The sequence below is a fragment of the Flagellimonas flava genome (genome assembly GCF_050617915.1).
Classification (GTDB): Bacteria; Bacteroidota; Bacteroidia; order Flavobacteriales; family Flavobacteriaceae; genus Flagellimonas; species Flagellimonas flava_A.
This window is the reverse complement of record NZ_JBODQE010000006.1, coordinates 273,734-286,747: the sequence shown is the minus strand read 5'-3', so window position 1 is coordinate 286,747 and position 13,014 is coordinate 273,734. Positions and strand designations below refer to the sequence as shown.

Here is a 13,014-nt window from a genome sequence, read left to right as displayed (position 1 = left end):
GTGACGGTGACCCTTGACGCGGGCACGGGCTATACTGTCGGGACCCCCAGCAGTGCCGACGTTACGATAGAGAGCGATGACACAGCTACGGTAACCATCGCCAATGCGTCTGGAAATGAGGATGATGGAGCTATTCAGCTTTCTGCCACTTTGGATTTGCAAGTAACAGGTGGTTTTTCCGTTCAGGTTTTTTCCGATGATGGGACTGCTACTACAGCAGACAATGATTATAACGGCCTTCTCCAAACCTTGGATTTTGATGGAACAGCAGGGGAACAGGAATTTTTTAGCTTAAGCCCAATTGCTGATGTTATCATCGAGCCAAATGAAACCGTTACAATTTCCATGCAAAACTTGACAAGTACCACCTTACCAGTGGATATAACGGATACTGGTGTTGTCACGATAAACAACGATGATAGCTGTGCAGCAGGAACAACGGCTCCTGTACTTGACCCTTCCGTAATTACTACCTTTTGTGACGCTTTTGTGCAGGATTTGGATGACTACGTCATCAGCATTCCACCGGCTGGATCGGATCTTAGATGGAGTACCAATTCGGATACATCAGTAACTGCTGACTATCTTCCTACTAGTACAGTTAGTACGGCGGACACTTACTTTGGATTTTTCTATGATGCCCTTAACGATTGTGCCAGCCCTACCTTAACGGTTACCCTGGTTTCAAACAGTACCCCATCAGCGGGCACAACAACCAACATTTCAGCCTGTAGCAATTCTGCAGACGGCAATAGTATTGTGGATTTGGACGATCAATTAACTGGAGCGGATGCAGGAACGTGGTCATTGTCCAGTGCTCCAGGAGGTGCTTCAATAACCATCAACGCAAGTAACATAGTAAACTTTAATGGTCAGCCTGAAGGAGATTACGAGTTTAGTTATACAACAACAGGTGCGGTTGCACCATGTGTCAACCAAGTTTCAACCTTGACAGTTACCGTTATTGATTGCTCCACTCCTTGTGATGCCGGAGATACTGCGCCCGTATTGGATACATCGCAACCCACCGATTTCTGCGATGTGGTTTCTGCGGATTTAAATGATTACGTAACTGACACAGCTCCTGCTGGAAGCGTGCTCACTTGGAGTACCAATCCTGATCCTTTGGAAACCATCGCACACAGAAGTAGCATTGTTATTGCTCCTGGATCCTATTTTGGTTTCTTTTACGATGAAGTAAATGGATGTGCCAGTCCAACCTTAACGGTGACCTTGGTATTGAACAACACCCCTGTTGTTTTAAGTTCATCGGGAGCTTCAAGATGCGGGGAGGGTACTTTGACCCTTACAGCTTCAACTACAGATGATGCTCTGTTAAATTGGTATGATAGCGCAACAGGAGGAACTTTCCTAGGTAATGGTGACACTTTTGAAACTCCTACCATTACGGAAACCACTTCCTTTTTTGTGGAAGCTTCAGCCAACGGTTGTAATTCCGTGAGAACGGAGGTAGTGGCCACAATCAACCCGAACCCTGCCACCGGGACTCCTACCAATACCATTGCTTGTAATACTGCTGGAAATGGAGGACCTACAATTATCGACTTGGATGATACCTTGACGGGCGAAGGAGAGGGAACATGGTCTATTGTTACCGATCCCTCTGGAGGGACACTTGTTATTGATTCCGAAAACAATGTGGACTTTGAAGGCCTAGCTGCAGGGGATTACGTATTTGAGTTTACTACAACAGGTGCTGTTGCCCCTTGTGTAAATACTTCTGTGCAGGTAACCATCGCGGTAAGTGACTGTATTATTGATTCGGATGGTGACGGACTAACAGATGGGGAGGAAGCCAGTTTGGGTACGGACCCCAACAACGCAGATACCGATGGGGATGGATTAACGGATGGGGAAGAAGTTTTGGTGGTGGATGACCCCAATACAACGGCAATTCCAGAAAACGCATCGGATCCATTGGATAGCTGTGATCCATTCCTTACTCCTGATTGTAATCCAGCAGATATTGATTTGGCGATAAGCAAAGAGGCAGACAATGCTACACCACTGTTGCAAACGAACATAACATTTACACTTACCTTGGAGAATACAACCATGGATAGGGTTTTGGATATTGTGGTCAATGATTTGATTTCTACCGACGCTGGCTTTCAGTATGTTTCCCATTCAGCCTCCAGTGGAGCGTATGATCAAATCACAGGAGTATGGTCCATTGATGAAATGGGTCCAGAGGAAGTCATCACCCTGGAAATCACGGTAACGGTTTTGGTTGCAGGAACCCTTCAAAATACAGCAACTATAACAAGTTCCTTTCCAACGGATGGGGTGGCATCCAACAACACAGCATCCGTTTCGGTTCAGGTTAACCGAAGCCCATGTGAAACCCCGGGAACCTTGTGCAACATATTTTCACCCAATGGTGATGGAATAAATAATACTTTGGTCCTAGTCAACCATCAGGATTTTCCTCAAAACAATCTCCAAATTTTTGATCGCTATGGCAATAGTGTTTTTGAAATGACCGGATACGATAGTTCATGGGATGGTACGAGAGGTAGTGGGGATGTTCCCGATGGCACCTATTTTTATGTCCTGGACCTTCAGGGAGATGGCACAGAAATTGTTAAAGGTTGGATTCAAATAATAAGATAAGCTGAATATGCCCAAAACATTTGGTTCAAAGACATATAGGTTTTTCGCGCTAACATTCATGGTTGTAGTGGGCATGGGTTACGCACAAAAGGAGCCGCAATACACCCAGTACATGTATAATATTGGAAGTTTCAACCCTGGATACGTAGGTTCCGTTGAGACTCCTGAGATTTCTGGCCTATACCGTGCCCAATGGGTAGATATTCCAGGGGCACCAACCACCATGAGGTTTGGGGCCAATGTTCCATTGGCCAATGAACGCTCTGGATTGGGGCTTAATGTGGTACTTGATGAGTTGGGACCGTCCAAACAGACCTATGCCAATGTTTCGTATAGTTATGAGATTAGCCTTTCGGATATCACCAAACTATCATTTGGAATGGTTGCTGGGGGGTCATTTTTGAGCTTGGATTATTCCGAGGGAAGTTTTGTTGATCCTTCCGATCCCACCATTCTTGGGGAGAATTACAGCAATTTTTATCCAACCGTGGGAGCTGGATTGTTTATGTATGAAGAAGACTGGTATCTGGGGCTTTCGGTGCCCAATTTCTTAACAGAAGGGCTTTATAATGAGGAGGTTGCCACTGTGGTAGAGGGTAGTTGGCAGTACCATTTTATTGGAGGGTATGTATTTCAGATTGCCGATAGAACCAAGTTTAAACCGGCATTTTTATTAAATTACCTTCAAGGAGCACCCGTTACGGTTAATTTATCCGCTAACTTTCAGTTCATCGATGCACTGACCGTTGGCGCATCGTATAGATTTGATAATGCAATAAGTGGTTTGGCCGGGTTTCAGGTTTCCAATTCGCTTTTTATTGGGTACTCCTATGATTACAATACCAATGGTCTTGGAGATTTTACAGGAGGGTCGCATGAAGCTATTTTGAAGTTTTATATTGGTCGTGAAGGAAACAATAGAGGCCCACGAACAAAGAACAAGGACAGAAAATTAAAAGGTAAACCTAAACAAATAGATTCTCCCAGATTTTTCTAGCTATGTCTAAAATCAAAAAAATATTCCCCGTTTTATTTACCTTTTTGTTGGGTATGGTTGTAGGTAGCGGCCAGTCCAAAAAGTCCAAGGGCGATGATTACTTTTTTCAATACGAATACCAAAAAGCGGTGACCGCCTACGAAGCGGATTTGGCTGAGGGAGCCTTATCCCTGGAACAATATCTCAACCTGGCGGATTCCTACTATAAAACCAACAATTTTGAAAAGGCTTCCGAAGCCTATATGAAGTTATACAAGCAAGATACGTTGTTGGGCAACCATCACTTTAATAAGATGTTGCAAAGTTTTGCCAGAACTTCCAACAAAGAACGCACCGAAGCTTTTTTGGCTACAAAATCAACAAATTTTGAAAAAGAGTTTTTACAAAACTTGGAATTCAATTCTCAGCTGTTGGGCGGCTCCGACCTCTCGGAAACTATGGATTTCCGAATATTTAATTTGGAAGGGAACAGTCCGCAATCTGATTTTTCGCCTACATTTTATGGTGATAAATTGCTTTTCTCAAGTGCAAGGTCCCAAGACAAAAAGCGGAGATATGTTCCCACCGGGGAAGGGTATTTGAATATTTATGAGGGAACATTGCAACCGAACGGACAGTTTTCCACAGCCACTGCATTTACAGGAATACCCACTTCAAAATATCACAAGGCCACGCCCTTCTATACAGAAAAATTGGAAAGTGTGTTTTACGTCCTCTCCAACACCCAAAATGGCGAATTAAGTTTTGATGAGAACGGGAAAAATGCATTGGCGATTGGTATGCAGTCCAAGGAAGGACCTTTTTACCTCTTATTAAAAGATTTAAGCACCTCTTTTTATTACCCCTTCTATGATGATAAAGATGACAAACTTTATTTTTCGGCAAACTTTGAGGACGGTTATGGCGGTACGGACATCTATTATGTGCATACCAATAGGGGGCAAATCATGTCGGCTCCAATAAATCTTGGTCCAAGAATAAATTCCCCAGGGAATGAAATAGCCCCTTTTATTTTTGAAAACAGTTTCTATTTTTCTTCTGATGTTTTTTATGGTTTAGGGGGAATGGACATCTATAAATCCAATATGGAGGGCAGCGGTTTTAGCATCCCCATCAATTTGGGTAAGGGAATCAATTCTTCCAAAGACGATTTTGGATTCATCATGCGTAACGATGGCGATGGCCTTTTGGGATATTTCTCTTCCAACAGACCTGGCGGTAAAGGAAATGATGACCTTTATGGGTTTAAGGTAGATGAAAAACCAGGACTTAGAACCTTGATTGTAAAGGGGAAGGTTGTAAAATCGAACGAGCCAACAGAAGTGGTGGGCAAGGCGGCGGTTCAATTGGTGGATACGGTTGGAAATCTCTTAGCAGAGACCTATTCGGATGAGGATGGAAGCTATCGATTAGAAATTCCTTGGACAAAGGAGCTGGTTTTGAAAGCGGTAAAGGATCGTTTTTCTGAGACTACGCAACAGTTTAATGAGGAAGAATTGGAGGCTATAGAAGGCAATAGCCATGATGTTCACTTGGCAGCATATGATGATCTTGTGGAGGAAAGGGAAGGGCAGACTGTTGTAAAACTGAAGGATTTCTACTTTGGGCGGGGAAGAACCCAACTTACGCCAGAAATCAAAACCGAATTGGACAAGGTGGTAGCCTTTGTAAAGGATTTTCCGTTTGTCCAACTAAGAATTGAAACCTATACGGATAGTAGAGGGGGAAGCAGTACCAATTTTAGATTGACGCAAGGGAGGTCTGATGCCATTAAAAGCTATCTTATTCAAAATGGAGTACCGGAAACCAACGTTTTATACTCCATTGGACATGGGGAAAATAATATTCTGAATAACTGTACCAACGGGGTATACTGTTTGGAAGTCCTGCACAAACGAAACCAGCGGTCGCTCATTGTGGTGTTGAATGATAATTTGTTGTTCAATTGATCAGCGGATCAGCATCCAACAATAGTACAGGGCAAATACCAATAGAAAAATCATTCCCAGATACGTAAGGAACCGTAGCCCCCTTTTTGGTCTTTGCGCAACTGGAACATCTTTTCCCATTACCGTTTTAAGGTTCATCCAGCCAATTAATGGAGCCATTACAAAGGAAACGAAAGTGGCCAAAGCTACCAAGTCGCCCATATTGGCTCCAAAACCGGCAATAACGATCCAATTGATTACCGCCATAAGGATTACGGTGATGGCAAAGGAGTTTTTGTGGCGAAATACCGGCCTTTTAGGAAATAGCTTTTGTAAAACGTCCAAACTGACACGTGAAACGGCATCGTGGGCCGTCATGCAGGTACTAAACATAGTAGCGAAAGCGGCAACAGCGATGAGAAAGTAGGCCCAATTTCCAATATGGGTGGTAAACAAGTTAACAACTTGATCGGCGAATACCGCAGCTTTTCCACTCAGTTCGGTTCCAGTTCCATATAAGGTCATCCAACCGATGATCAAGAAGAAAACTGCTAGGATTGCTGTCATTATATAACCCACATTAAACTCTTGTAGTGCCTCTTTTAAGGTGGGCTTTTCCTTCATGCCCTTTTGGTTCTCCATACTCCACAAGCTCACCCATCCCGATGCCTCCACTGCAGTTGGCATCCAACCCACAAGACTTATCAGGAACAAGACTCCAACCTCATTGAATATTTCAGGTCTTTGGTAGGTTTCCGAACCTGGAACAGTGCCTTTATGGATAACCATCACTGTGGTGATTAAAAGGGCTACAAATAAAATGGAAATCACTGCTTTGAGGGAGTTTTCAAGAAACCGATACTTTCCTATAATCAATAACGAACCAATAAAAATGAAGAGACAGAGTGCCACAAAGCCCTCTCCAACTTCAGTAATGCCAAACAAATTCATTAACAGGCCTGCCGTAACCACATAGAGTGCAGCTAGAATGGTAAATGTGGAGACTACGGTCACCAAGGCGTAAATCCACAGGTACTTTCGGCCCATGTTTAAATAGCCCTGGATAAGACTTTGATCGGTTACGGAAGTATACCGAATGCCAAATTCAAAAAAGGGGTACTTAAGCACATTGGCCAATACAATGGGTATGATCATGATCCAACCATACTGCGCACCGGCCTTTGTGGACAACACCAAATGGGAGGTACCAATAGCCATACTGGCAAAAAGCAATCCAGGCCCCAGATTTTTGAGAAGCACCCTAATTTTTGACATGAATATCAATACGTGTTGGCAACGAAAATAGCTTTTTTGTTGAGACAAGGAAAATAGCTGCCTTAATTAACCTGTGGAAATTGAAAATGATTTAAGGAATCTGAGATAAATTAATAGGTTTTAGGAAGCTTAAAGTGCTTTGTAGGACGATATCAATATTTAGGAAACCTTTTAATATTTCTTTTTTTGTTAGAAAACACCCCTGGCTTAAGGATGGATAAATCCTTAAAAGGCTTAATTGGTTCAGTTTGAGTAAACTGCTGGAAAATGTGTCTTTTAGGTCTGTTCTAAGTGTTTTGATTAAAAAATTCTTGAGGAGTATGGAATTCCTAAAGAGATAGGGCTTTGGTTTTTTTTGTGAGAAAATATCTCGCCAATTTTTATATATTTATCAATAATTAACTCAAAACAATGTATTTATTGTGGTATTAAACCTTTAAATACAGGGACTCAATGAATCTATCTAACTCAAACTAACTCAAACTATGACTGGAAACTTCTATTGACTTCTTTTCCCTTAATCAAGGTCTGCTTGGAAGAATGTAATTTCTTCCATTAACCAAATAACAGGATTAGAGGTGTTTACCGAGCCTATCCTTACCGATGTTTGGTGAAATTTGGGGAGCTGTTCTTTTATGGCTCCGTACTAAGAATAGTATCAATTTAATACAGTATTGGTTGTGTCCCATTTAGAGGGGTGCAATTCAAGTAGGTTGATCGGATTATGTTGGAAAACCAAAATAATAACGAAATAGCTTTATGGAATGAGATAAGGAAAGGAAATGTCCTGGCCCTGGGCGAAGTATACGACATTTACATTGACGATCTATTTTCATATGGCATTCAGTTTTCGGAGGATAGAAACCACGTGATGGATTGTATCCACGACCTCTTTTTGGATTTATACAAGTATCAATCCCGATTGGCGGTAACAACCAATGTTAAGTATTACCTACTGACGTCCCTCAAAAGAAAAATAATCCGTGGGCACAAAAGCAAGCTTACGTATTATACCAACGAAACTCCACTTCCAAATAATCAACGAAACCATATACCATCTCCAGAAGAGGAATTAATAGAGATGGAAAATGAATGGTTGAGAAGTCACAGCTTGCTGAAAGCAACAGAATTCCTTACCAAAAGGCAGCAAAAAGGATTATCCTTGCGGTTTTATGAGAAAAGATCCTATGAGGAAATCGCGGAAATAATGAATACTTCTGTGGAAACTTCCAGAACCATCATTTATAGGGCAATTAAATCACTAAGAAAAAACATTGTTCTTCCCATAGTGATTTTGGTGAGTTACTTTTTATAAAGTCTTGATAGTTAGTAGGGTAACTAGAATTTGACAACCCTATTTTATTCAAAATCTCAATTTTGAAGCACTGGAATTAAAGATTTCTTAAAAAAAATCTAAAAAAATTGTCTATAAAGTAAGTATTGAATGCTTTTATTAATAAGGACAGCCTTTGGAATTTGGCTTGGATGTAGATTTCAAAGGTGTCAGAGAACAAAATGAGAAAAGAAGAAACTACAGAAAATCATTCTGCTCAAATTAATCAAGAGGAGAAGGACCACCTAAAGAAAAGAATCACCCATTCCATTTTTAGGTACCAGCGTTTTAAGAGACGGGTTAGGTATGGATTTGGAACTGCGGCTTCAGTCCTTTTGATTGCATCCGCCGGTTTTTATTTGTACAATTCCGTATATAATCCCACTTCCATTGAGTCCTACGTAAAGACCACCAGTTCCAAAGTGGATGCAGGAAGCTCAACGGAGGTTACGTTGATCTTGGATAACGAGACAAACATCAATGTAGATCAGGACAACACCAACATCAAATATTCCAATACTGGGAGCAAGGTGCAGATAGGCTCCTTAAAAGAGGTTGACCAGGTTACGGAGAAAAATAATGAAATTGTTTACAACACCCTTCTGGTTCCTTACGGTAGACGCTCTCAAATAGAGTTGTCCGATGGGAGCAAGGTTTGGTTGAATTCAGGCTCTAAACTGGTATACCCGGTTATTTTCAAAGGCAAGAATAGAGAGGTTTACCTTGAAGGAGAAGGTATTTTTGAGGTGGCCCATAATGAAAAACAACCTTTTATTGTAAAGGCGGAGAACCATGAAATAGAAGTATTGGGGACCATCTTTAATGTGAGTAACTACCTGGACGATGGTAACATTAGCACAACCCTAAAAAGTGGAAGTGTTGAGATCCATTATGGAGAGGATTCCTTCTTTGGACAAAAACAAGCCTTGAAAATTGCACCTGGCACCCAGGCGGTGTATACCAAAAATGCCAAAAGGATTTCAGCCAGAAAGGTGGATGTGGAAAATTACTTTTCATGGCGTAGGGGTGTATTTATCTTCAAGAGCGATGACCTAAAACATATCATGAAAAGACTTTCCAGATACTACAATGTGGATATTGTGATAAACAATGTGGAGCTGGAAAACCAAACATTCTCCGGTTATTTGGATTTAAAGGAAGATGTGGAGAATGTGGTGAAAATAATAAAAGAAACAACCGATTTTGAATATACCACTCAAAATGAAAATCAAATAATAATCAACTAAAGTGCACTATATGACGTAAAAAAGACCACAAAAAAACCAGAAGATGCGCCAACATCCTCTGGCTTAAAGCAAACATTGCTGAAAACTTAAGTTCAGCAACATCAACTAACAAAAAAAACTAAATTATGAATAAAATTGTTAACCTCAGTCCTTTAGGTGCAATAATACCTTTGAGGTCTTATTTCTGGACTATTATGAGAGTTCTTCTTTTATTAATTGGAATTGGCCTCAGTACTGCATATGCCAATTCTTCCTATGCACAGACCAAATTAGACATTGATGTAAACGATGTTGTGCTTGAAGATTTATTCAAAGAAATTCAAGCTAAGACAGAGTATGTATTCTTTTACAAAGATGATGTCTTGGACAAGAACAAAAAGGTGTCCCTAAACTTAAAGAATGCAAAGCTTGGTGATATCCTTAGAAAGGCTTTTAGAAACACCGATTTAAGTTATAAAATTGACGATCGTCAAGTGGTTATCATCAAAAAATTGCCAGAACCCGAAAAAATATTGAATGATGATTCCAAGTTCGTACAATCGGACATCAGTGGTACAGTGACCGACGCGGATGGACAACCTCTGCCGGGAGCGAATATCGTGGTTAAGGGAACTACCAACGGTACCCAAACCGATTTTGATGGGAACTATACCATTTCTGCCGCGCCAGATGCCACTTTGGTATTTAGCTACATCGGATTTGCTACACGGGAAGTTCCAGTGAACGGTCAAACCACCGTCAATGTAAGTATGGAAGAGGATTCCAGCAAATTATCGGAAGTGGTTGTTTTGGGATATGCTTCCCAAACCCGAGGTGATGTTACCGGTTCGGTTGCTTCTGTTGATATTGACGAGGCAGTGAAAACTCCAGTGGTAAATGCCGCGGAAGTACTTCAAGGACGAGTAACTGGGGTTCAGGTAATCACTAGTGGTGATCCAGGAACTGCTCCAAAAATCAATGTACGTGGTTTTGGTACAACCAACAATACAAATCCACTTTACATTATTGATGGTGTACAAACAGATGATCCAAACGTGTTGAACAATATCAACCCAACAGATATTGAGCAGATGAACGTCTTAAAGGATGGTGCAGCATCTATTTATGGAGCAAGAGCCTCCAATGGTGTTGTTATCATTACTACCAAAGGTGGTGGTTACAATATGGAAAAGGCCGAGGTTTCCGTTGATCTTTATACGGGCTTTTCCAAGGTTAGCAACCCTATTGACTTATTAAATGTGCAGCAGCATGCTGATATGATCTGGCAGAGTAGAATCAACGACGGTATCGCTCCTAGCCATCCGCAGTATGGTGATGGTGCTACTCCTGTTATTCCTTCTTCCATAGTGGGATATACTAGAGTACAGTCTTATGACCCCATTGTTTTCTTCCCTGCTGGGCAAGTGAATGCAACTGTACAACCAGGAGGTACCGACTGGGTGGATGAAATTACCCAAACAGCTCCTATTTCAAATGCTTCCATTTCTATTGCAAATGGTAATGAGCATGGTAAATACTTTATGTCGGCTTCTTATCTGAGCAGAGAAGGTGTTGTAAACCATACAGGATTTAAGCGTGGAGGAACAAAGCTAAACTCTGAATTCAAGATAGGTGAAAAATTACGTATTGGGGAGCATGTGAACTTTTCCTTCTCCAACAATTCACCTGGTAATTCGGAGGCCATAGAAATGGCTTATCGTATTTCTCCATTGGTACCTGTACGAGATGATGATGGTTTCTTTGCAGGATCAGCTCCTCCAGGAATTGGAAATCCAAGAAATCCAGTTGCTCAATTGTACAGAACAAGAAATGATTATGATAAGCGCTACACCGGTATTGGTGACATTTATCTAGATTATCAGATTATCGATGGTCTTTCCTTTAAGTCTACACTAGCTGGTGGTTTCGAAATTTTCGATTCAAGACGATTTACGTCCTTGGATCCTGAAAATGGTGAGCCGATATCCACCAATACTTTGACGGAAAGAGATCAAACCCGTTATAACTGGAGTTGGACAAACATCCTGAATTTCAACAAAACATTCGGTGATCACACCATCAATGCCATTGCTGGTATCGAAGCCTTGGAAGAGGGGCAAAAAAGTAAGGAAGTATCACGTACTGGATTCCTATTTGAGGATCCCAATTTTTATTTGTTAAGCAATGGATCGGGTGCGCCCAATGTTCCAACTACCGTGGATAACGTAGATGTTACTTTTGATCGGCAAAATACGCTTTACTCCATATTTGGCTCCGTAAATTATTCCTATCTAAGTCGTTACTTCCTGACAGGTACTATACGTAGGGATCAATCATCCAGATTTTTGGGAGATAACCAAACTGGGGTATTCCCCGCAGTAAGTGCTGGATGGCTTATCAGTGATGAGGACTTTTTTCCTACGGATGGTATTGTAAATCGCTTAAAACTGAAAGCTTCTTGGGGAGAATTGGGTAATCAAACTTTACCTGCCAACAACCCAACCATTAATATTTCCAGTTTGAGTGAGCAATTTGCCAACTATTCCTTTGACGGATCAAGCATAACCACAGGAGCCTTATTGACCCAAGTGGGTAATGCCGATTTGAAGTGGGAAACTTCGCAGACCACAAACTTTGGGGTTGAGCTATCATTGTTTGACAGCAGATTGAATATTTCTGCCGAATATTTTAACATCAAAACCGAAAACTTAATCACTAGGGACTTTAGTTTGATCAGCTCAACAGCGATTGATGCAGAAGCACCTTTGGTAAACTTGGGAGATGTTGAAAACAAAGGTTTCGACCTTTCTATTGGTTATGGGAATACAACAGCTGGTGGCTTCTCCTATGATATTGCGTTGAACTTGTCGCATTACAAGAACGAGGTGACAAGGTTGATCAATGACGCACCAGTACCTGGAAGGGGTGATTTGAGAAATGGATCGGTTACCCGTACTGAGGTAGGAGATGAGCTTTCTTTCTTCTATGGAAGAAGAATCACTGGTCTGGATAGTAACGGTAGATTCATGTATGAAGATATCGATGGGGATGGAGAGTCCCTTGTGGATGGTGATGACAGAACTAAGATAGGTTCTCCGCATCCAGATTTCACCTATGGTATCAATGCTAATCTTTCCTACAAAGGATTCGATATGCAGTTGTTCTTCACAGGTTCTCAGGGTAACGATGTCTACAACTATAGCAAGGTATTTACAGACTTTGGACTATTCTTTAATAGTAACAGAAGTACAAGGGTACTCAATGCTTGGACGCCGTCCAATACCAATACCAGTGTTCCGGCCTTGACCGCTTCCTATCCTTTGGAAGAAGCCTCCGCCAACACATACTTTGTTGAGGATGGATCCTACTTAAGGTTAAAGAACATGCAAATTGGCTATACCCTACCAAGTGATATTACCAACAAGATTGGTTTGAGCTCTTTACGACTTTACCTTCAAGGAACCAATATCTTCACGATAACTGACTATGAAGGATTTGACCCAGAAGTGATTCCAATTGATGCTGATGGAGTCGGTCAAAATTTAAATTTAGGTATAGATAGAAGGGTTTACCCTCAACCTAAGATCTACACCTTAGGGATTAACTTAAAACTCTAAAAAA

7 protein-coding genes are annotated in these 13,014 nt (G+C 41.3%); 6 read left to right on the top strand and 1 reads right to left on the bottom strand.

The features are described from left to right. The 3 genes from ACRHOZ_RS16565 to ACRHOZ_RS16555 form a co-directional block, all read left to right on the top strand. On the top strand, positions 1-2,634 hold a 2,634-nt coding region (locus ACRHOZ_RS16565), incomplete at its 5' end, for a gliding motility-associated C-terminal domain-containing protein (protein WP_431127853.1). Between the two features lie 7 nt (positions 2,635-2,641). Then, on the top strand, positions 2,642-3,631 hold the full coding sequence (locus ACRHOZ_RS16560) for a PorP/SprF family type IX secretion system membrane protein (protein ID WP_431127850.1): 990 nt from the start codon (positions 2,642-2,644) through the stop codon (positions 3,629-3,631). A 2-nt stretch (positions 3,632-3,633) separates the two neighbouring features. Further along, positions 3,634-5,580: an OmpA family protein gene (locus ACRHOZ_RS16555; protein ID WP_431127847.1), complete on the top strand. Its 1,947-nt coding sequence runs from the start codon at positions 3,634-3,636 to the stop codon at positions 5,578-5,580. Here ACRHOZ_RS16555 and ACRHOZ_RS16550 read toward each other — a convergent pair whose 3' ends face one another. Further along, the gene (locus tag ACRHOZ_RS16550; protein WP_431127844.1) at positions 5,581-6,834 is read right to left on the bottom strand and encodes an NRAMP family divalent metal transporter; all 1,254 of its coding nucleotides are present in this window, start codon (positions 6,832-6,834) and stop codon (positions 5,581-5,583) included. A gap of 724 nt (positions 6,835-7,558) precedes the next feature. Here ACRHOZ_RS16550 and ACRHOZ_RS16545 point away from each other — a divergent pair. The 3 genes from ACRHOZ_RS16545 (at position 7,559) to ACRHOZ_RS16535 (ending at position 13,010) form a co-directional block, all read left to right on the top strand. Continuing rightward, entirely contained in the window at positions 7,559-8,149 is a 591-nt protein-coding gene (locus tag ACRHOZ_RS16545) for an RNA polymerase sigma factor (RefSeq protein WP_431127842.1), read from the top strand. Positions 8,150-8,349: 200 nt separating this feature from the next. Continuing rightward, positions 8,350-9,414, top strand: a complete 1,065-nt coding sequence (locus ACRHOZ_RS16540) for a FecR family protein (protein ID WP_431127839.1) — start codon at positions 8,350-8,352, stop codon at positions 9,412-9,414. A 194-nt stretch (positions 9,415-9,608) separates the two neighbouring features. Continuing rightward, positions 9,609-13,010 carry a TonB-dependent receptor gene (locus tag ACRHOZ_RS16535; RefSeq protein ID WP_431127836.1) on the top strand — a complete coding sequence of 1,134 codons (3,402 nt, stop codon included), beginning with the start codon at positions 9,609-9,611 and terminating at the stop codon, positions 13,008-13,010. The last annotated feature ends 4 nt before the right edge of the window (positions 13,011-13,014 follow it).